Source organism: Nostoc sp. UIC 10890 (assembly GCF_054786515.1).
The window spans coordinates 3,830,412-3,852,618 of sequence record NZ_JBSGKF010000001.1 but is presented as its reverse complement, the minus strand read 5'-3'; the positions used below and the strand labels follow the sequence as shown (position 1 = coordinate 3,852,618).

Sequence of the window (22,207 nt, the reverse complement as noted above, 5' to 3'; positions counted from 1 at the left end):
TTTAAAAATCTACCCCTCGTTTCAGTTCTACACCTTGATTAGCATAGTGTTTGTGGCAATAAACCTCTGAGTGGACGCTAGCCAAGTCGAAGTATGCGGGTGGATTTTGGCAGCGACCAGTGATAATGATTTCGGTATCGCGGGGTTTGCGGAGTAAAGCTTGAACAATGGGTTCAACGGGGAGTAGTTCTAAATCAACGGTGGGATTGAGTTCATCGAGAATAATCGTTTTATACAACCCAGAGGCGATCGCAACTTTGGCGATTTCCCAACCCCGTTCGGCTTCTACATAGTCTAATTCTTGACGGGAATTTCGCCACACGATGGCATCTCCACCGCAGCGCTGATGATCCACCACTTCTGGATATGACTGCTGTAAGGCGGCGATCGCAGCGTCTTCTGTGTAGCCACTACCACCTTTAAGCCACTGCATAATTAACACACGGGTAGACCCAGGATGATTAATTCCCCTACCAATAGCCTGTAAGGCTTTGCCCAAAGCACTAGTAGACTTGCCCTTACCAGCACCAGTATAAATTTCAATCCCTTCCAGTAAAAGGGCTTTAGCTGTTGGGTGGTGATGAGGTTTCATTTCTGAGTGCAAATCTGCAATATCCAGCAACTTTTGCGGTGCGGCGCGTCCGGTGGCGATGATTTCCAACTCTTGGGGTTTGGATTTTAATGTCTTGACCACTTCATCCACAGGTAGCAAACCTAAATCCAGAACCGGGTTAATTTCATCCAAGACGACAACTGAATATAAACCGCTGGCGATCGCACCTTTGGCGACATCCCAACCCCGCATCGCTTCATCTCGGTCAAATGTGGTAATTTCTTCTGGGCCAAAAAATTCGGCTCTCCCAGTGCGAACCTGGTCAATTAAATGGGGAAACCCGCGCTGCAAAGCTGCGATCGCGCCATCTTCGTCATAATCACGTTCTGGCCCCTTTAAAAACCGCAGTAGTAAAACGCGGTTAGAATTGCTAGGCGTATTTATCCCCAAGCCAATGGAGCGCAAAACCACCCCTAAAGCCGCTTGGGACTTACCTTTACCCAAGCCATCATAGACATGAATTTGACCAATGAGCCGTTCCTGACGCACTTGCGCCGTGCGAATACCGATACCGTTCCTTGTCATCTCTCGAAAAGCTATAACTATTGCAGTCTTTAATCTTACCTAACCTCTTGTACTCTCATCTTAGAAACTGCGCCTCTAGCGCATCCGTACATAATCAGCTTGATGTATTAAGAGTATCAATAAATTACTACTGGCACACCAGCATAGTAAAGGACAAGAACAATGCGATAATTTCCCCCATCACCCTCAATACGGTTCGGTTAAAGGGGAAAGGGGAAAGGGGAAAGGTTTTGAATACATTTTTTACTCCTTAAACCAAAACCAATTCCCAAACCACAAGGAAAGTGAAGAGTGCTTATCCGAACCGTATTGCCATCACCCTCACTATCCCAGTTATACTCTCAACAGTTAACCCTTACCTTTGACCATTTATGCCTGAAAATTGGATGCTTCCCAGGATTTTTCCCATTGGTGGAATTCTGTTTGACTTTTTATTTGTACTGATTGCCATCCCTATCGAAGCGTATGTTTTGCACTTTCGACTAAAATTTGACAAAAAGTCCAGTACTTTTTATGCGATTTCTATCAATCTGTTTTCTAGTGTAATTGGTTGGTTCATATTTTTTGTATCAGAACCAATGTTGCCAGTCCAGGTAAAATCAGAATTAATTAATTATATGTTTTTTAATAATTTTAAATCGCCGAATACACAACCTTTAATTATCTTAACAGCCTGTATAATTTTCTTTACTACTTTTCTGATGAAATTTTTTATTCTAAAGGTTTTGCTACTATCATTATTAAATGATCCACTAGCTAAAAAAGAAGAGCAGCCGAAAACATCTCAGCGGCAGCAATGGCGTCGGTTTAGCAGCCTTAAATTACAAAATACTAATTTAGTTACTACTATATTGATAGCCAATTCTTTGAGCTATACTGCGATAACCATTATTTTATTATTTCGCTCAAAATAGCAAGAATTAACTTGTTTAATTCAGAGGAAGATTAGTGATTTATTAATCAGGTGTGGGGAGAAAATGAATACGCTACTTAAAGATGTATTTGGGGTTTTTAAATTTGCTGAAGGGCTGTATGCGGGAATTAGAAAGGTATTAGTTCCACCCAAAGCTTATTCTTGGCAGACATTTATTTATATGAGTGTTTTTTCTTGGGTACTTTCATATTTTGCCACAGGTTATATCAAAGATATAATTGCATTTTTCGGTTGGTTATTTTTAATTGCCGGCACAGCTTGGTATACAACTGAAGATCCTTTAAGAGTTCCCGGTACTTTTATGCCAGTCGGGGCGGTAATCACTGGATTCTTAGTGAGTGTTTTTGCTTTTGGAAGTCAAGAGGATGTAATTACACCCAGAACAATCATTTTTTGGCCGACAATTTCAGCACTAATTACGGCAATACCAGAATTTATTGAAGGAACTGACACCGACGCTAAAGCTCGCATTCCTAAGCCAGAAGACCGCCAAAAAATCATAGTTTTAGTTGCTAGTAGTATGCTACTAAGTTGCTGGATTCAGTTTTATTTTGTGATGAATAATTGGTTACAACAATATCCCAGTTTACAGGCAGATACTTTTCAACGTAGTACCTTTGTTGTCAGAACAGAAGAACAGGCAAAAATCCCTAGAAATGGCGTAGTAATTCTAGAGGAACTTCAACCAATAGTAGTAGAACAGATAGCTGAAACGCCTTGGTCGGAAGTAGAGAAATGGTTGCTAGAAGCGAGACAGCGGGTAGGAGCTTTGGGTAGGGGAGTAATTCAAAAAAACCTAGCTAAATATGAAGAGAAGGAACTATGGCGCGTTGAACCGCGTGTAGCTAATACTAAATCTGGATATATATTAGATTTACTAAGTATTTGGATAGGCCCAAGTTCTAACCCACGGGGATATTACTTGAAAAAATCTTGTCGCATTGAACCAGTTGCAGTAGGCAATAATTCAGAGAATAAGATTACAGTTGCAGAAATTGAATGCGATCGCGCCAGTAAATTTATTGCTGGAACACCACCTCCACAGCAGTGAAGGATGGGGCAGGGAAGCAGAGGGGCAGAGGGGCAGAGGGGCAGAGGGGCAGAGGGGCAGAGGAGCAGGGGGGCAGAGGAGCAGAGGGGCAGGGGGAAGAATAATAAAATTACTTTTTTACCCTCTGTCTCTTCCCAATGACAAATGACAAATGACAAATGACAAATGACAAATGACTATTAACAGAATTTTTGTATTGGCAAAGAATGTGTTTCAGGAAGTGGTACGCGATCGCATCCTATATATTATTGGTTTTTATGCGTTAATACTCGCCACTGCCTTCCGCGTCCTTCCTGAATTTGCAGCTACGACTGAAGACAAAATGTTTTTAGACTTTGGGATGGCGGCGATGAATGCCGTCGGGTTAATTATCACGATATTTATTGGTACAGGACTCATTAATAAAGAAATTGAAAAACGCACTATCTTGGTGTTAATTGCTAAACCTGTCAGTCGCAGCGAAATTATCGTCGGCAAATACTTAGGTTTATCCGCAGTCCTAGCTGTACTTGTCGCCATGATGACAGCAATTTATCTGGTATTTCTGCAATTTAGTAATATTCCTCATCCTACGGCGAGTATTCTAATTGCAGCCATTTTCTTATTTTTGCAGTTGTCATTAATCACCGCTGTGGCGATTACCTTCGGTGTTTTGACTGCTTCTCTGCTAGCGACTGTTTTAACCTTTGCGGTGTATTTAATCGGAAATATTACTCAAGATTTAGTACAACTTGGTCGTCTTAGCCGTAACCCTGGTATGGAAAGTCTAACTCAAGGTTTGTTTCTCATCTTGCCAGATTTATCTCGATTAGATTTGAAAAATGATGCCGTTTATGGTTTGCAAGCACTACCTGACACAACTGCACTGATTACAAATGCTGGCTATGGCTTACTTTATAGTGCCATGTTATTAGCGATCGCTATTTTCATCTTTTCAAAACGCGAATTTTAGCCATTGGGCATTGGGCATTAGGGCAAACAGAAAGTTATTCCCTCTAACAAATGACAAATGACCAATGACAAATGACAAATGACAAATGACCAATGACCAATAACAAATAACTAATAAATAACTATCTGAGGTTGCTCAATTGTGCCATCAGGCATGATAGTATCTCGCAACTTCGCATAAGTCAGATTTGCCTTCCAAAGGTTTGCCTTACTCAAGTTTGCATTGGTTAAATTTGCCCATGTCAAATCTGCGCCAGTTAAGTTGGCTTCAGTCAAATTAGTTTCTAGTAATTTTGCTCCACATAGTTTTGCTCCTGTAAGATTTGCAAAACTTAAGTTAGCTTCAATCAGTGATGCTTCAATTAATTTGGCTTCACTTAAGTCTGCTTCTCTCAAATCCACATCACACAGAGAAGCACCCCAAAGATTACTACCTATAAATTTCACCCGCCATAAGAAAGTTCCACATAAATTTGCTTGTGTTAAATCAGCATTAGTCAAATTGGCTTCACACAAAGATGCTTCATATAAATTAGCTTCACGTAAACTAGCTTGCATCAAATTTGCGCCACTTAAATTAGCACGAGTGAGAACACAGCCAGATAAATTTGCACCACGCAAATCCGCTCCAATAAAATTAATACCACTTAAATCAATTCCTTTTAGGTCGATTCCACTCAAGTCACATTTACTGAAATCCCGGCGCTGAAAATATTTATTTGTGATTTGACTTAATATAAATTCCTGCTGTTGGGCATAATTTTTCATGGTATTCACCTCTGGGTGTAATTTATCTCAAAGGTCGAGTGTGAAAGGTCGAGTGTGATAGTTACCGTATATTGAGAGTACACCCGAAATGGATATCCGCTCAGTAAATAATCAAGAATAAATTGACAAAAAACCGCCAATCGCTTGAAAATACGCGTTTTTGGTGGTTTTTAAAACAAAAAATGCTGACATAAGTCATGAAATATTCATACAACAATAGTTATTTGTCATTTGTCATTAGTTCTTGGTCACTAGTGGTCTGTCTCATTAGTTCCGAGGGGTGAACAAGTTCGTAGTAAGGACTTTAGTCCTGGATTTTTAAGCACTGAAGTGCTTACTACAAACTCATCAAGATTAATGGGACAGGCCACTCTACGGATTTTCATAAAAGCGGTGGGATGAGTTAAGATTCAAAATTTCCATCGTTACTGAGTACTTCTCCTCACTCATCACTCATAATGTAGGCGTAGTCCAATTTAATCATTGCGTATTTTTTTATTGCTTACCCATTAATTTGAACTTGACAGACTACTATTGCGCTTTTTTATTTACTTGTAACCAAATTTCTAAACTAGTAAGCAGCCACAACTTCACACCATAACGACTCCAAGTATCTCCTTGATAGTTTAACCAATTGCTAATTGGTAACTGGTTTAAATAAGGAGTGATAGCTGCATTCCGATTGAGCAATAAATCTCTGGCTTCTTGTTGCCAATATTTGCGAAATCCTAATTGCACTGGCACCATCATTCCACTTTTGGGACGATGAATAATTGTGTCTGGTAAAATATCTATGATCGCTTGTTTTAAAACCGCTTTCTCTTCCACTCCAGAAAGCTTATACTCTGGAGGAATTTCCATGCTTAAGTCTACTACTCGTTGGTCAAATAAGGGAGAACGACCTTGCAAAAGAGCTGCTTGAGTCAAGTTACTCACTTTCGTCAGAATTTGGTCAGCGCCTTTAAATTTGATGTTCATCGCCATCAAACGATTCAGATAACTCGCTTGGGAATATAAATCTTCTTCAAAAACCCAAGGTGCGGTTTGTACTGCTTGCCAAACTTCTGGTTTTAAAAGTTGCGGTAAATCAACAGCGCACTTTTGAAAGGAAATTAAATAAGCTTGCAATGCATCCTGATTGGTGACAGAGCCATATAAACTATTAATTAACATTGGCTGATTTTTTGGCCCACCAAAACAGGGGTCGCCACCTTCACCATTTAAAACTACTTCTACGCTTTCTCTCGCCAATCTTCCCAGCAAAAGGTTGGGAACAGTCAGTGGGTCGCCAATGGGGTCATCTAAATACGCCATTGTTTCTGGTAGACGTTCCCACATATCCTTAAAAGTAATTTCCAAAATGTGGTGCTGTGTCTGACAATGGGATGCAACGAGACTGGAAAATTCTAATTCATTGGAAGATTCCGAACCAAAATGAATTGAGAAGGTGTGGACTGGTGCTTTGTGGAATTTTGCTACCAAAGCAGTGATACCGCTAGAGTCCAAACCACCAGAAAGAAAAACGCCAACGGGTTCATTTGCTGGTGGTAAATATTCTTGAACAACTTGGTCTAAGAGTTCTCGCAAGCGATCGCCATGCCATACTAAGGGTTGATCTATTGCTGTAATCTGTTCTTGAAGCTGCCAATAAGCTTGAACTTTGTAGTCGGGAAGTTCTAAAACGGTTCCAGACCGCAATTCCCGCACCTGTTCCCAAAGGGTTCGTTCTCCTGGAATAAATGCACAACAAAGATAATCTCGTAACGCTACCAAATCTAAATCAGATGAATGATGGGGTGATAAAGTTCTTAGTTGAGGCGCAATCCAACGAACTGAACCAGTGGTAGTGTAATAGAGGGTACGAACACCGATGCGATCGCGAACCAACCTCAAAACCTGTTTTTCTCTATCCCAAATCACTAGGGCAAACATCCCCACAAGTAGCCGAAGAGATTCAAAACCCCATCGTTCCCAAAGATTGGCCACCAGTTGCAGAGAACTTCCTTGAAAGCTATCCGGTTCAATTCCCAACTTCTGTAGCAACTGCACTTGGTTAGTTAACCAAACATCACCAACAACAACAAATCGTCCTCCAGAACTGATTGCTAATTTTCCCGTCAGAAATCCAGAAACCTTGCGTGGTAAAATTACAGAAATTTTTTCATCTCGCCAAGCTATATTTTCATAATTTTCATCAACTGTTCCCCAACCTACGCGCCAGGTTGGGTCAGTCTTGATGGATTCGATTTTAGGAGATTTACGGTGTTTAAACGCATCAAATAGCATGGGAAATTTTCAACGCATAATCAGTAATTTTAAGGTATTGCACAAACCTATTTTCTGAAAATGGCTGTAATTGCAGTATGAATAACTCTCATACTTTTTCCAACTTTTCCAACATGGAAGCAGATTCTATCCCTAAAACGATCCCTAATAGGGATTTTAAGTAATTGCAATCTTTACCTGTACTAGATTTAGGTGATATTCCTTTAGTTTCAATCCCTAATAGGGATTTTAAGTAATTGCAATGCTTTTAAAACTTCAGAAAAATAACGATTATTTCCGTTTCAATCCCTAATAGGGATTTTAAGTAATTGCAATTTTCTCGGTGTTGATAGGGAGGTTTGCACCATTAAGTTTCAATCCCTAATAGGGATTTTAAGTAATTGCAATTTGTAAAAATCTCAGTTCCAAGGCAGTGATGAGTTTCAATCCCTAATAGGGATTTTAAGTAATTGCAATAAGTTACCGCCGCCACTGGCATTACTAGCGCTGCGTTTCAATCCCTAATAGGGATTTTAAGTAATTGCAATAAAAGAAGGGAAAAAAGTTAGACGTTCTTTTACCGTTTCAATCCCTAATAGGGATTTTAAGTAATTGCAATTAGAGGGTATGGCGATTGCTTTTTAAGTGTTTCCAGTCTGTTTCAATCCCTAATAGGGATTTTAAGTAATTGCAATCAGGTTTGGTTTGAATCTCGGCACAAACGCGTGGTTTCAATCCCTAATAGGGATTTTAAGTAATTGCAATGTGTAGGTACTTGCTGAGTAGTAGTCCCGTTGACGTTTCAATCCCTAATAGGGATTTTAAGTAATTGCAATGGAATGATGGGTTAACATATCCATTACCTGCCAAGTTTCAATCCCTAATAGGGATTTTAAGTAATTGCAATAGACGAGCAAGTTTTCATTGATGCCATAGGACTTGGGTTTCAATCCCTAATAGGGATTTTAAGTAATTGCAATATGATTTCTCTACAGCTTTCTGAGAGATTAGCTCGTTTCAATCCCTAATAGGGATTTTAAGTAATTGCAATTTGGGAGTACTCCAATTACATATTGAAGCCTCTGATAAAGTTTCAATCCCTAATAGGGATTTTAAGTAATTGCAATGAGTTTGGCGTAAATACTTTGTTCACCATCCAAATGTTTCAATCCCTAATAGGGATTTTAAGTTGGCAAATAATAGCCGAATCAAACGGACTTCCATCCAAATGTTTCAATCCCTAATAGGGATTTTAAGTAATTGCAATCGTTGGTAAGTTGGTCATGGCGATCGCTTTATGGTTTCAATCCCTAATAGGGATTTTAAGTAATTGCAATGACTATACAGCCGCACATAATAGCCTAGCTTTTGGGTTTCAATCCCTAATAGGGATTTTAAGTAATTGCAATTCGAGTTTGAATTATTTGAAAGATAGAGATTAAATAGTTTCAATCCCTAATAGGGATTTTAAGTAATTGCAATGTTGCCGTTCGGGTGTCGATCGCGGTGGCTGCACTGTTTCAATCCCTAATAGGGATTTTAAGTAATTGCAATCCCAAATTGTTGGCATTGAAGGAGGAACTTAAAAAGTTTCAATCCCTAATAGGGATTTTAAGTAATTGCAATTCAAGGGTGTATTCAAGAAGGGATGAGCTATATTCAGTTTCAATCCCTAATAGGGATTTTAAGTAATTGCAATTTTGTATGCTGCACCAGTAATTCGACTATTTTTCTTGTTTCAATCCCTAATAGGGATTTTAAGTAATTGCAATGTATTGACGTGTGACACGTCAATGTATATCACAAAGTTTCAATCCCTAATAGGGATTTTAAGTAATTGCAATCATTTCGCAAAGTTCTCTTACGCTGCGATATTTGAGTTTCAATCCCTAATAGGGATTTTAAGTAATTGCAATTGGGGCGAAAGAGGCAGCTAAAAGGATGAAAGCCCTTAAGTTTCAATCCCTAATAGGGATTTTAAGTAATTGCAATAATAAAACTTTCACGGCAGCTACAGCGTGTTCGTAGTTGTTTCAATCCCTAATAGGGATTTTAAGTAATTGCAATGTTGGCAGAGCAGAGGGCAAAATTACCCACTTCTGTTTCAATCCCTAATAGGGATTTTAAGTAATTGCAATCTGAGAAATTAAGGACAGATGCGGCAGGCGATCGCATTAGTTTCAATCCCTAATAGGGATTTTAAGTAATTGCAATTTCAACCGACAAAGAAGCCACTAACGTTCTGGGTATCTTTGTTTCAATCCCTAATAGGGATTTTAAGTAATTGCAATCTAGTGTTGTAAGCTGGTCTGTAGCGCTCCAGTAGTTTCAATCCCTAATAGGGATTTTAAGTAATTGCAATTCTACTACGGGTAGCTGACCAACCAAGTTATTCCAGAAAGTTTCAATCCCTAATAGGGATTTTAAGTAATTGCAATGGCTGGCATCTGAAAGCCTTGTGTTATTTGGTTTTCAAGGTTCGGTTGCGCGGATGCGAAAATCATAACACGAGGAATTGTGATTTGGCTAGAGGCAAATGGCTGAAAACTAGTCCCCATAAGGTGCGCGGATAGTTTAGAAATGCGATCGCTCTCAAGTTCTTGCAGATAAGCCAATTCAGCCATTTTTGTAGTTACCTCTTCCCCAACACCTACCCATCCGCGCATTTGGCGAAAAAAATTAATCCGATTGGAAAGCTACTTACTAGATATCCTACTCGATTAGGTTAGCTGAGTTCAGGGCAATAACTGATTTGGGCTACGCCTACGCAATACCAGCACCCCTATAACCAACTTTATTTGGCTACATCTTCAAAGTCTGTTATCGCACAAGCAAATTCTCTAAAAGCTGTTTTAATCAGAACCTCTTTCGTTCCCCTTTCCAGCGAAGAATTGCGTATGAGGTCTGTTAATTCTATGAACAACAGAGAAAACATAAAACGATCTTGACGGTCAACTTGTTTCAAACAAGACGATATAAACTGATAAAGCTCTGTTTTTCGAGGTTTGGTTTGTTCTTCCCATATTTGTAACCCAAGCCGAAAAGTTCTCAAACGGATTTCATTGGTGTTGAAGGACGCGTCTTTGTAGCGGACTGATACGCGTTGGGGTATTTCCATGAGTTTTAGCTATACATATTCAATGTAAAGTAATTATTCACTTATATTTTGGCTCAACCGGAAAAATCTGATATTTTGCACCAATCCCAACAACCGCCATAGGTTAGAAACGAATTACTTGGTGGACTGACAGGAATGCACACAATACTTTTCGGGGAAAGGGGAAAGGGGAAAGGGGAAAGGGAAAAGGTTTGAATTTACCTTTAGGGAATTCCAGAAATTAAATTATTCAATTTTGGGAGCGAAGATAATCATTAGATTCTTCTTCCCCTGCGCCCCAAAATCCCCCTTTTCGCCAAAGTGATGGGATATTTTTTGAGTTGGAAGTCCCTTACCCCTTGCTTTTAACCTTTCCCCAGACCAAAAGAGAGATTGTTGGGTTTATCCAAAAAGTGTTGGGGAGGCACAGACGTCATTAGTGTCAACTTAAGCTAAAACCCTTTTCAAATCTCGTTTCCAGCCTCTGGCTGGAAATGTACTTCAATTGCGGCTCTGCCGCCAATAAGGGAGGCGGAGCCTCAACGATGAGCATTCCCAGTCGGAGACTGGGAACGAGGCAAGCTAAAAGCTAGTTATAGGCCGACTTTTACGCTAAGTTGACACCAATGCACAGACGTGCGCTCCTACCATCATCAATTTAGAGGATGCCCCAGAAATGGAGTAAACCTTGACCAGAAAAAGCTTCAATCAAAATCGCAGATAGAAAACCAATCATTGCAAGACGACCGTTCCAATTTTCACTCTGAGGGGTGAAACCAAAACGCACAGCATTAGGATCTTCTGAAACAATAGGCGCAGGATTCTTAAAACCTGTCATCAGTAAAACTCCAAATTTCAAGTGTTGTAGCAGTTGTAACTATCTGTAAAGTAATGTAACAGATAGTTAATAAAATGCAACATTGAGTGAATAAAGAAAATCTGAAGAAAAATCTGCTCCCTTGCCTCTTCATTTCCATTCACCTTGTAGAGTGAAAGCTGCCCAATAATAAGGTGCGGCATATTTTTGAGTCTGCCATATTTCTATTTGGGCTGTCCGCAATGCTGCTGCTGGCTTTAATCCTTCTTGCAGCATCTTTTTGTAAAATACCTTCATGAGTTCGGATGTTGCCTGGTCATCCACACTCCACAGACTCACCACGACTCGCGGACTGCCTGCATACATAAACCCTCTGGTTAACCCTACTAATCCTTCTCCCTTAACTTCTTCTCCCAATCCGGTTTTACAGGCGCTAAGTACCACCAGTTCTGCTTGCAGATTGAGGTTAAAAATATCGTGCAAGCGCAAAAAGCCATTTTGTGGCATTCCCTTCTCGTCAAATAGCGATAACACCACTCCTGATAATTCTGGATGCTTACTGTTGAGAATGCCATGAGTAGCAAAATGGATAATCTGATATTGATTTAAATTTTCGCTGCTAGCAGTGGTACGACTAGCGGTAAAATCAAAGGCTTGCTTGCGATCGCTAACAGGTACAAGAGAAAGAATTTGCTCGGCTTCTTGGCGTGTAAAACGCAGACGCTCAAAGTTAATATCTGAGTCTTTAGCGGATCTTGTTAAAGCCAGGTTGTCTAAATTGTTTTCTGCTACAGGTGGGCGAGACAGTTGTACTTTACCTTGGAGACGCTCATCATCACTATTAAAAATCGGATCTGCTAACACAACTAACTTCTTAGGAGCGGATTTGCGTTCTTTGTGTTCGCTTCTGAGGATAGCTAATGTAGAGGCTGAGGGTAGAGTGATGATTTCGTGGTTGAGCAGTAATGGTTCATAGCTGCTACTTCGTGGTGTTGCTAGGGCCGCAAATGGAACATACTGCAAAGCGCCATCGCTGACAACCACTAAACGTTTCTTTTGCAGTTGTTGGGTCACTGGTGCAAGTATTTGTTGAGATAAAACATCTATAGATGGGCTATTTCTCAGATACGGGGTAGTAATTTCTTGACGGAATTTTTGGACAGTAGCTTCAATGTCTGCACGCTTGGGAAGTTCGTAACTGGTAATACTCTTATTTGTAACGGCCCAAACATAACTACGCTTTTCCCCCAGAGAATATTCTAAAAGTAGGGTGTTGTCATCAAGTACTTGCTGCTGAATTTGCACCAGTGAGAGAGGCTGGGGTTGAGTTAGTGCCGCATAACGCGGACTGGTAGCACGGATTTTTGCCTGGACTTGCTTATACTGTTCTAAAAGTGTCTCATTTTCTTTTTCTAAAGCTTGTGCCTGCGCTTCGGTATAGTTACCACTTAATAGTTGTATCCGGCGTTTTTCTAAAGTATCAAGTTGTTGCTGCAAGTCGCGTTCTTGAGAGAGTAACTTGGGTTCCACACCTTGGCGAATATTGGCATTAGCTTCTGTCAGCAGTTCCAAAAGGCTGCGGGCGCGGGCGCGTTCGCTGGTTTGCAGTGCCAGAGCATCATATCCTTGTGATGGTTGTTGTTTGTGTAACTGCATCAACAAATCGATGTATAACTCATAATAATTCTGCACTGTGGCAAAATAAGAAGTGCGGAGTTCCTGAGAGCTAATTTTGGTGCGGAGGTCTTCAACAATTTTGATTACTCCCTCTATCTGAGTCAGTGCAGCCTGAAAATTGCCTTCATCGTGTTGAACAGAAGCGATGTTATAGAGTGTACGAGCTTCCCTTGCTTTGTTTCCTGTCTGTTGATATAGAGGCAGAGATTGGTTGTAATAATCTAGCGCCTTTTGGTATTCTCCTAAATTTGAGTAAGCTTTGCCAATATTGTTTAGAGCAGTTGCTATCCCTCCTTTGTCTCCCGATTGTCGATATAAAACCAGGGCTTGGTTGAAGTATGAGAGTGCTTTTTGCTGTTCTGCTAACTCTAAATAAACTGTGCCAATATTGCTCAAAGCAGTTGGTATCCCTTCTTTTTCGGCGTTTTTAGCCTGTTGGTATAACGACAGAGATTGACTAAAGTATGAGAGTGCCTTTTCGTTTTCTCCTAAGTCTAAGTAGACTTTGCCAATGTTATTCAGGGTAGTTGCTATCCCTGCGTTGTTTCCTTCCTGTCGCTTGATTAACAGGGATTGGTTGTAGTAATCCAGCGCCTTTTGCTTTTCTCCTAAGAAATGGTAGACGGAGCCTATATTATTGAGGCTTATAGCTTCGCCATTTTTGTCTCCCACTTGTCGCCTTAAGGATAGGGATTGGTTGTAGTAATCCAGCGCCTTTTGCTTTTCTGCTAACTCTGAGTAGATTTTGCCGATGTTATTCAGGGTAGTACCTTGGGCTTGCTTGTCCCCAACTTGTTGAGATAGAGGTAGGGATTGCTTGTAATAATCTAGTGCCTGGTGCTTTTGTCCTAAATTTGAGTAGATTTTGCCAATATAAACGAGAGTAGCAGCTTCTAAGGAGCGTAGGTTTGGTGCAGCGGAGCGATCGCTCACTTGACGATATAGTGAAAGTGCTTTCTCAAATTTTGCGATCGCTTGTAGCAGAGATTCTGCTGTTCCTTGTTCATATAGTTGCTTTCCCTGTTTATATGCAAGTTCAGCAGCTACAAGAGTTCCATCACTTGTCTGCCTCATCTGTGCAATGTTTACCGGATACTGCCTAGCAGTTGCCACATTTGATTCTGAAAATAACAAAATGCTGGTAAAAAGAATAATACTGTGACCTGTTATAAAGGGCAGAAGTTGCCATTGCCTTGAGTCACATATCTGAAATTTAGTCATAGACATCTACGGTTTCTATAGCTTATTAGATTTAGAATTCCCAAACTAAAGCAAGAAAGCGATAGATTCGATTTGCTCACAGATAGCCAACAAGAAGCTTTACCCGTATTTCTCACCTAACTTTTCACGGCATCTGGAAAACCTCTCTCTAAATCTCTCTCCTAAAAGGAGAGAGACTTTGAATTTCCCCCTTCCCGCAGTCGGGAGGGGGTTAGGGGGTTAGGTTTTTCGTGGACTTCTCCACATAACGTGAAAAGTCAGATTTCTCACAAGCTTCAGGCGTTTGATGGAGCAAAGGAGCAGAGGGGAAAGAACTTGGTATTTGAACTCTCCCCTGCTCCCCTGCACCCCTGCACAAGCGCAGGCTTTGAGAGGTGTGGTGAGAAATCCGGGTTTAGAGATCGCGCTGTCTCAAAAGCAGCTCACATGACTCAGATTTTGCAAAACTTATTGGATCTAGCACGAGCTAGTCACAGTATGATGCCCTTACAACCTGAATTATTGCTACTCAATTATTTGGTTGCAGACATAGTATAGATAACAGAGAAATTTGAGCATCAGGTATGGAAGGCAAAGTTGCCGTACTTTCAAAGCCAGGTTATGGTAGCACTTTTATCTCACATTACCTGCTTTAGGAGCAAAAATATGACAGCACATATCCTTTTGGTGGAAGATGAAGTCAAACTGGCGCGATTTGTCGAATTAGAGCTTAGTAGCGAAGGATACAAAGTAAGTGTAGCCCATGATGGCATTGCTGGTCTAACCTTGGCGCGAGACTCATCACCAGATTTAGCGATTCTGGATTGGATGCTACCAGGTTTGACGGGTTTGGAAATTTGTCGGCGTTTGCGAGCAACAGGCAGTACAGTACCAGTAATTTTGCTGACAGCAAAAGATGAAGTGAGCGATCGCGTGGCAGGATTAGATGCAGGAGCCGATGATTATGTAGTTAAGCCCTTCAGCATTGAGGAACTACTAGCTAGAATTCGCGCTCATCTCCGCCGCACGCAAGAAACAGACGAAGATGTGCTGCAATTTGAAGACTTAAGCTTAAATCGTCGCACCCGTGAAGTTTTTCGGACAAAACGAAGCATTGAGTTAACAGCAAAAGAGTTTGACTTATTAGAATATCTCCTTTCACATCCTCGTCAAGTGTTTACTAGAGACCAAATTTTAGAGAAAGTTTGGGGTTACGACTTTATGGGCGATTCTAATATTATTGAAGTCTATATTCGTTATTTGCGACTCAAGTTAGAAGAAAATAATGAAAAGCGTTTGATTCATACAGTCCGTGGTGTAGGCTATGCACTACGTGAGTAATCATAATGACTTGGTGATTTCAATAAAAAGCAACATATTTAAGACAAAAGAGGATCATGAATAAAAAATGGGCTGTTAAACGACTAACAGTAAATCTCACAATCGAGGAAATGAAGAAACTTGAATGCTACTGTGCTTTGACAGGAAGACCAGCAACAGATGTAATTCGAGAATTGCTCCGAACTCTTGAGGTTGACAATGCTGAAAACTCTGAGATGAAAGCAGCAGATTTAACTAGAACTGTTGGTAGTTGATCAAAATCACAGTAACTATCCACTCAAATATCCCGCCAAATCTCAGAAATCTGCTACTGTGATTTGCCACAAGTTCGATTTTCCATTGTTCTCTCATTCCCATGCAGAGCATGGGAATGGCTGATTAGCTTACTTTGTGATTTATTTAGAAGATAATTTGTTTTCTGGCAGTACCTCAATACAGTTCAGATAAGACCAAAACACTTGTAGAGACGGCGATTTATCGCGTCTCGAAAACCCACAATTTTGTACAATTAGCCCTTAACCCAAGCGTATTGGGCAGTACCTTTCGTCTCTCGGTAAAGTTATTCTAAGTCCGAACAAATGCTGAGAGCTATAAATTATTCTGCTACTTGCTTACTTAAAGCATCAATAAATACTTGTGTTTAGCTAATCATTCCTCCGTTTAGTAACGGCTTTTTTCTTTGCCATGTCTTAACAAGCAAATATTTTGGGCATCATAATCCCAAACCAAATACATCAGCTAGCAGCCAGAAAACTTTTTGGCAGCAAGTTTTTTATTTACAAATATAGTATCGACCGATGGCAAATAGTTTTAGATGTTATCTCTTTGTTTCTCCATATAGTTTGTACACTGAGTTTATTTTGGGATGCCTACAGATTCAATTGGGAGTAATCTGTAGCATAGGTATTTGGACATTATCAGAAGCTAAGTTACAAGCTGCTCAAGCACATCAGGCCTGGAAATCACCTTCAGAATTGACCGAGCAAGTCACCAAAGTAAATCGTGAGTCTGGAACTTACAGAGAAGTCAAAACGACGGATTGGGCTGATAAGGTTGCGCCAACGAGTCTGCAAGCTAGCAAGAGCGATCGCACCAGCGCATCTGGCTTTGCTAAAAATGAACCGAATTTCGGTGACTTAAAGTTTTCAATACCCTTTTTGATGGCAGCACCCGAAAACTTCAATCCCGATCTGCGATTACCGCCAGTGTTACCCAAACCACCGCAGAATTCCAGCCCACCAACAACTTCCACTGAACCAGAAACGCCTGATGCAGTTTTGGAAAGCATTGATACGAATTATCGCTATGACACAGACAACTTTGGCCAAACCAATTTTTTCCTCGAACCAACAATTAAATTTCGATTGAATAATGGCAACAAAATATTTTTCAAGACAGGTTTTAATTTCTTTGAGCAACGCGGTGTTGAATCAGTAACCAATTTTCCCTTGCAAATTGGATGGCAAGGAAAAATAGGGCAAGTGACTCTACAAACAGCAGCCGGAGTCGATGTCTTCAATCGTTTACCCACAGCTATTAATCTCAATGCTAAGGTGGAGGCTCCCATTTCGCCGCCGCAAGTTTCGTCATCAGGTAAATTACTATCGGCAGTAATACTATCAGGTAATTTAGAACAAGGGCCTTATAAATCCAATGCCCGAACTTTAGAGAATCAAATTACTGCTTGGCGATTTGGGCCTGATTTATACTGGCAGATTGACCGTAATACCAGCTTATTTTCATCATTGCGTTTGGGTAGTTACAACGATGGTAATTCTGAGGTGCAGTCTTTTAGTCGGTTAGAGCGTAAGTTCGGGCAATTTTCTCTGGCAGCTAACTTATTTACTTGGAGTTACGATCGCGATTTAGAACGCACAAGTGGCTATTTTTCTCCACCAGATTTCCTAGTTTACAACGGTGAGGTGGCTTGGGAGGGAGATATTGCTAATTTCTTACGCTGTCGTCTCGCAGCCAACTTAGGACGGCAGCGACTTAAAGGAGAATTTGACAACGCTAATACCTATCAAACGCGCTGTACGGTAAAACTGTCGCCCAATATAGAAGCAGACTTGGGCTATAGCTTTAGTAATGTCCGCAATCAAGAAACTGGGGGAAGTGCCTACGGTGGTAATTCCTTGACAGGACAGTTGCGGGTCAAATTTTAATAAAAAAGAATTCAGGAGTCAGAATTCAGAATTCAGAATGAATAAGGCTAAAGAATGAAATCACCATTACCTGATAATGAAACACAGCGAATCGAATCTCTTTTGCAGTATAAGATCCTTGATACTCGTTCGGAAGCTGCCTTTGACGACCTTACCCGTTTAGCCTCATATATTTGTGGAACTCCTATTGCCTTAATCAGTTTAATTGATAGCGATCGCCAGTGGTTTAAGTCAAAAGTTGGTTTGGATGTCCTAGAAACACCCCGAAATGTGGCATTCTGCGCCCATGCGATTATGCAACCTGAAGTTTTTGTTGTGCCTGATGCCACACAAGACGAAAGGTTTGCGACAAACCCGCTAGTCACCTCTGACCCGAATGTTCGGTTTTATGCTGGTGTACCACTGACTAACCCTGAAGGATATGCACTAGGAACACTTTGTGTAATTGACCATATACCAAGAAACCTCTCTCCAGAACAACTTGAAGCATTACGAATTCTCGGTCGCCAGGTAATTAAGCAACTAGAAATGCGGCGCACTTTAGCAAGTTTGGTATTGGCAAGTAATACACGCAAACAGGCACAAAAGGGAAGCAAACAATTTTTTAAAAGAGTAGCCGGAGGGTTTGGGTTAGCATCGGCAATTTTAGTTTTGATTGGGGTGATTTCTTATCAAAATACACGTATATTGATTGATACTAAAAATCAGGTACAAAAAACTCAAGAGAAAATCAATAAACTGGAAGAATTACTGTCCGAGATGAAGGATGCTGAGACTGGACAACGCGGTTATATCCTCACTGGACAAGAAAGTTATCTAGAACCTTATCAAGTAGTAGTTGGAAACATCGATCAAAAAATTGTCGAACTGAGGGATTTCATCGCAGATCAACCTAGCCAACAAAAGCAGTTTGCAACCCTTGAATCTCTAATAGCTGCAAAACTTGCCATACTCAAGCAGACTATATACCTGCGTCAAAATCAGGGATTTGAGGCGGCGTTGCGGGTAATCCAGACAAATCAGGGAAAATATCTCATGGATGATATCCGCAAGTTTATATATGAGATCGAGAATGAGGATAGAAGGTTGCTTCAACAGCAGTCACAAGCTGCAAAAGCCAGTGCTAACAACACGGTTTTGACACTTGCGATCGCTATTTGTCTAAGTTTTATAATTCTGGCTATAGTTTACTACTTCATTTATCGTGAGGTTAGAGAGCGTAAATTCACAGAGGAAACACTAAACACAGAACGCAACTTTATTTCAGCAGTCCTGGACACAGCCAGCGCTTTGGTCATAGTTATTGACACACAAGGGCAAATCCTTCGCTTCAATCAAGCTTGTGAACAAACAACTGGTTACTCATTTGATGAGGTGAGAGGCAGACATTTATGGAATCTGTTTCTACTCCCGGAACAGGTAGAGCAAGTTAAAGCAGTTTTTGAGCAGTTGCGATCTGGTGAAGCGCCTAAAGAGTACGAAAGCTATTGGGTAACTAAAGATGGCAGTCGGCGGCTGATTGCCTGGACTAACACTATTTTGCAAAACTATGAGGGTAACGTTGAATATATTGTTGCCACAGGTATTGACATCAGCGATGTCTACGAGGAACTGCGCTTACGCAAACGAACTGAACAGCATCTGAAAGCACAGTATGCTACAACCCGCGTCTTAGCAGAATCTACTACAATCAACGAAGCCATGCCCCAAATTATGCAAGGAATTTGCGAAAGTTTGGGATGGGATCTAAGTGAATTTTGGATGGTAGATCAGCAAGCAAATCTACTGTCCTGGCTAAATACATGGTATAAACTATCCTACAAAATCCAAGAATTTGACATCCTCAGTCGGCAGACTACGTTTGCACCAGGAATTGGGCTACCTGGTCGTGTCTGGGCCACTGCTGAACCTGTTTGGATTGCTGATGTTGTGAAAGATCAGAATTTCATCCGCTCTCAAATCGCTGTCGCAGCAGAGCTGCACGGAGCTTTCGGTTTTCCGATCCGTAGTGGTAAAAAAATCCTCGGTGTCATTACCTGCTTTAGCCACGAGATCCAGCAAGCTGATCCAGATTTGGCAATAGTGATGAATTCTGTTGGTGAGCAAGTAGGGCAATTTATTGAGCGCAAACAGGCAGAAGAAGAACTCCAACGGCAAAACTTGCGATCGCAACTATTTACTGAAATCACCCTCAAGATTCGTCAGTCTTTGCAAATCAAAGAAATTCTCCAAATCACTGTTACCGAGGTACAAAAAATCCTCCATAGCGATCGAGTTTTGATTTATCAACCTTTGGCTGATGGATCTGGAGCCACCATTGTTGAGGCGGTAGTTTCTGGCTGGCTGGCAATTAAAGAGAAAAAGCTCACCGATGCTTACTTTCAAGCAGAATATATACAGCAGTACTATCTACAGCAGTACCGTCAAACAAGGAATCTGGGGCTTGCTGAATTAGATTTAGATATAGTTGCAGCCCAAAAAAGCCATATCGAATTACTGCAACAATTTGGAGTTAAATCCAATTTGGTCATACCGATTCTGGTCAAAGAAGAACTCTGCGGTTTACTGATTGTCCATCAGTGCGGCAGTTCCCGCCAATGGTCTAGCTTTGAAACTCATCTTTTACGGCAAATAGCTGATCAAGTAGGTATTGCCTTAGCCCAAGCCCAAATGTTAAACGCAGAAACTCAACAGCGACGAGAACTTGAAATTGCCCGTCACCAAGCTGAATTAGCTTCTCAAACTAAAAGTGCCTTTTTGGCGAACATGAGCCATGAAATTCGGACTCCGATGAATGCTGTGTTGGGAATGACAGGCTTAATGTTAGAAACTCCCCTAAATTCGGAGCAACGGGATTTTATCGAAACAATTCGCATTAGTGGAGACGCTCTCTTAAGCCTGATTAACGAAATTTTGGATCTGTCCAAACTAGAGGCTGGGGAAATGGCATTAGAAACTCTAGATTTTGACTTATCTACCTGTGTAGAAGAGGTGTTGGAATTATTGGCTCCCCCAGCCCATAATAAGGGATTAGAAATTGCCGCGTTAATTTATCCCAACGTCCCCACCCATCTGCAAGGCGATGCTGGCCGCCTACGGCAAATTCTGATGAACCTGATCAGCAATGCGATCAAGTTCACCAGCAATGGAGAGGTAGTATTAAGAGCAGAATTGCGATCGCAAAGTTCTACTACAGCCACCGTCTATTTTGCGATCACAGATACCGGTCTTGGCATTACCCCTGAAGATCAATCCAAACTCTTTAAGCCATTTACCCAAGTAGATGCTTCCACCACCCGTAAATATGGCGGTACAGGTTTGGGATTAGCTATCTGCAAGCAACTGGTGACTTTGATGGGAGGAGAAATGGGTGTAGAAAGTCGCTTGGGGAAAGGATCTAAGTTTTGGTTTGAAGTAACCCTCGCCAAGCAACTTCACCCTATTTCCTCAGAAGGCGAACGCGAACTTTTGCTCAATCGGCGCTTGTTAGTAGTGGATGATAATGCTACTAATCGCAAAATCATCCACCATCAAGCTACCCGTTGGGGGATGCTAGTAGATCAGGCTGCTTCGGCGACTATTGCCCTCAAAGCTATTCAGGAAGCCATCAAGCAAAAAAATCTCTATGACATAGTTGTGATTGATATGCAAATGCCAGAAATAGATGGCATGACTTTAGGAGAGCAAATTAAGACAAATTTAGCGATCGCTAGTTTACCTTTGATTATGCTTACCTCTACTAATCAACGCGATGAAATCCAACGAGCGCTAAAAATAGGATTCGCGGCTTATTTAGTCAAACCTGTTAAGCCGTCCCGACTCTTCGATACCATCATGACTATCTTAGGAACGCAGCTGGAAGAAGAGGAGACAGAAGTCAGAAGTCAGGATTTAAAACTGAAAAATTACGAAAACAATAGTAACCATCATTCTCCTGGCTCCCGGATTCCGGCTCCTAACTCCCCCAAATTGAGAATTCTCTTAGCTGAAGATAATCTGGTGAATCAAAAAGTAGCCTTGAAACAACTCCAAAGCCTGGGCTACAGTGCTGATGTCGCTGGTAATGGGAAAGAAGTTTTGCTGCTATTAGAAAAAATTCCCTACGATTTAATTCTGATGGATTGCCAAATGCCAGTTCTCGACGGTTTAGAAACCACAAAAGAAATGCATCGTTGGCAAGAAAGCAGATTTGCCAGTGGTTGTCGTCCTGTGGTAATTGCAATGACAGCTAATGCTATGAAAGAAGACCAGAAAATGTGTCTAGATGCCGGAATGGATGACTATTTGAGCAAGCCAGTAATCAAAGAAAAATTGGCGATGGTGCTAGAGCGTTGGGGAAATGTGATATTCAAGGCAAAAGAAACAGTTGCCACAGAGACAGTTTCTACAACAGATGTAGATTCAATTGACCTTCCAATTGATTGGGAACGTTTGCACAAACTCTCAGAAAACAACCCAGAATTTGAATTGGAACTGCTGCAAATCTTTGTTGAAGATATGCAACCTCGTCTAGAGGTAATTAAAATAGCGATCGCATCTCATGATTTTGAGCAACTAGCACACGAAGTCCATCAAATTAAAGGTGCTAGTGCCAATATGGGAGTTACAACCATGCATCTGGTAGCAGAAAAACTAGAACAACTAGCTTACAAACAAGAACGTCGAGGTACAACTAACTTAATTTTAGAGTTAGAAGAGTTTGTTAAACGCATCCAAGAGTTTTTAACAAAAAATAATTCAGGAGTCAGGAGCCAGAATGGGCTAAACGCCCCGTTAACAGAATAGAAATCTATGCGACTTGTG

At 41.0% G+C, this 22,207-nt stretch carries 13 protein-coding genes and 2 CRISPR repeat arrays; of the genes, 7 read left to right on the top strand and 6 right to left on the bottom strand.

Features of this window, described 5'->3' with window-relative positions; translation table 11 throughout:
* Position 1: 1 nt before the first annotated feature.
* A complete protein-coding gene (locus tag ACWATR_RS15735; RefSeq protein WP_420762852.1) occupies positions 2 to 1,138 on the bottom strand; it encodes a cob(I)yrinic acid a,c-diamide adenosyltransferase in 1,137 nt (378 codons plus the stop codon).
* Positions 1,139 to 1,509: 371 nt separating this feature from the next.
* Between ACWATR_RS15735 and fraC the strand changes: the two genes are divergently transcribed.
* The 3 genes from fraC to ACWATR_RS15720 all read left to right on the top strand — a co-directional run bounded on the left by fraC (position 1,510) and on the right by ACWATR_RS15720 (position 4,075).
* Entirely contained in the window at positions 1,510 to 2,052 is a 543-nt protein-coding gene (gene fraC / locus ACWATR_RS15730; RefSeq protein ID WP_460334045.1) for a filament integrity protein FraC, read from the top strand.
* 63 nt (positions 2,053 to 2,115) lie between these two features.
* Positions 2,116 to 3,123: a septal junction protein FraD gene (gene fraD / locus ACWATR_RS15725; RefSeq protein WP_460334042.1), complete on the top strand. Its 1,008-nt coding sequence runs from the start codon at positions 2,116 to 2,118 to the stop codon at positions 3,121 to 3,123.
* Between the two features lie 172 nt (positions 3,124 to 3,295).
* The gene (locus tag ACWATR_RS15720; RefSeq protein WP_460334039.1) at positions 3,296 to 4,075 is read left to right on the top strand and encodes an ABC transporter permease; all 780 of its coding nucleotides are present in this window, start codon (positions 3,296 to 3,298) and stop codon (positions 4,073 to 4,075) included.
* Between the two features lie 110 nt (positions 4,076 to 4,185).
* Here the strand turns inward: ACWATR_RS15720 and ACWATR_RS15715 are convergent, their stop codons facing one another.
* The 5 genes from ACWATR_RS15715 to ACWATR_RS15695 all read right to left on the bottom strand — a co-directional run bounded on the left by ACWATR_RS15715 (position 4,186) and on the right by ACWATR_RS15695 (position 13,811).
* Complete coding sequence (locus tag ACWATR_RS15715; protein ID WP_460334037.1) at positions 4,186 to 4,842, bottom strand: pentapeptide repeat-containing protein; 657 nt, start codon at positions 4,840 to 4,842, stop codon at positions 4,186 to 4,188.
* Positions 4,843 to 5,373: 531 nt separating this feature from the next.
* A complete protein-coding gene (locus tag ACWATR_RS15710; RefSeq protein WP_460334034.1) occupies positions 5,374 to 7,128 on the bottom strand; it encodes an asparagine synthetase B family protein in 1,755 nt (584 codons plus the stop codon).
* Between the two features lie 134 nt (positions 7,129 to 7,262).
* Positions 7,263 to 8,234: a CRISPR direct-repeat array (repeat unit 37 nt; unit sequence GTTTCAATCCCTAATAGGGATTTTAAGTAATTGCAAT).
* A 102-nt stretch (positions 8,235 to 8,336) separates the two neighbouring features.
* Positions 8,337 to 9,545: direct repeats of the CRISPR family, unit length 37 nt; unit sequence GTTTCAATCCCTAATAGGGATTTTAAGTAATTGCAAT.
* Between the two features lie 356 nt (positions 9,546 to 9,901).
* A complete protein-coding gene (locus tag ACWATR_RS15705; RefSeq protein WP_069073361.1) occupies positions 9,902 to 10,225 on the bottom strand; it encodes a hypothetical protein in 324 nt (107 codons plus the stop codon).
* A 637-nt stretch (positions 10,226 to 10,862) separates the two neighbouring features.
* Positions 10,863 to 11,042 carry a chlorophyll a/b-binding protein gene (locus tag ACWATR_RS15700; protein WP_012407782.1) on the bottom strand — a complete coding sequence of 60 codons (180 nt, stop codon included), beginning with the start codon at positions 11,040 to 11,042 and terminating at the stop codon, positions 10,863 to 10,865.
* A 129-nt stretch (positions 11,043 to 11,171) separates the two neighbouring features.
* Positions 11,172 to 13,811, bottom strand: a complete 2,640-nt coding sequence (locus tag ACWATR_RS15695; RefSeq protein ID WP_460334029.1) for a CHAT domain-containing protein — start codon at positions 13,809 to 13,811, stop codon at positions 11,172 to 11,174.
* A gap of 753 nt (positions 13,812 to 14,564) precedes the next feature.
* On the opposite strand from ACWATR_RS15695, the gene ACWATR_RS15690 reads away from it, so the two are divergent.
* From ACWATR_RS15690 to ACWATR_RS15675, 4 genes are all read left to right on the top strand, one after another.
* On the top strand, positions 14,565 to 15,239 hold the full coding sequence (locus ACWATR_RS15690; RefSeq protein ID WP_069073362.1) for a response regulator transcription factor: 675 nt from the start codon (positions 14,565 to 14,567) through the stop codon (positions 15,237 to 15,239).
* 56 nt (positions 15,240 to 15,295) lie between these two features.
* On the top strand, positions 15,296 to 15,493 hold the full coding sequence (locus ACWATR_RS15685; RefSeq protein ID WP_181927641.1) for a CopG family transcriptional regulator: 198 nt from the start codon (positions 15,296 to 15,298) through the stop codon (positions 15,491 to 15,493).
* A 543-nt stretch (positions 15,494 to 16,036) separates the two neighbouring features.
* Positions 16,037 to 17,404: a hypothetical protein gene (locus tag ACWATR_RS15680; RefSeq protein ID WP_460334024.1), complete on the top strand. Its 1,368-nt coding sequence runs from the start codon at positions 16,037 to 16,039 to the stop codon at positions 17,402 to 17,404.
* Between the two features lie 54 nt (positions 17,405 to 17,458).
* Positions 17,459 to 22,189 (top strand): GAF domain-containing protein, encoded by a 4,731-nt coding sequence (locus ACWATR_RS15675; protein WP_460334021.1) that lies wholly within the window; start codon positions 17,459 to 17,461, stop codon positions 22,187 to 22,189.
* The last annotated feature ends 18 nt before the right edge of the window (positions 22,190 to 22,207 follow it).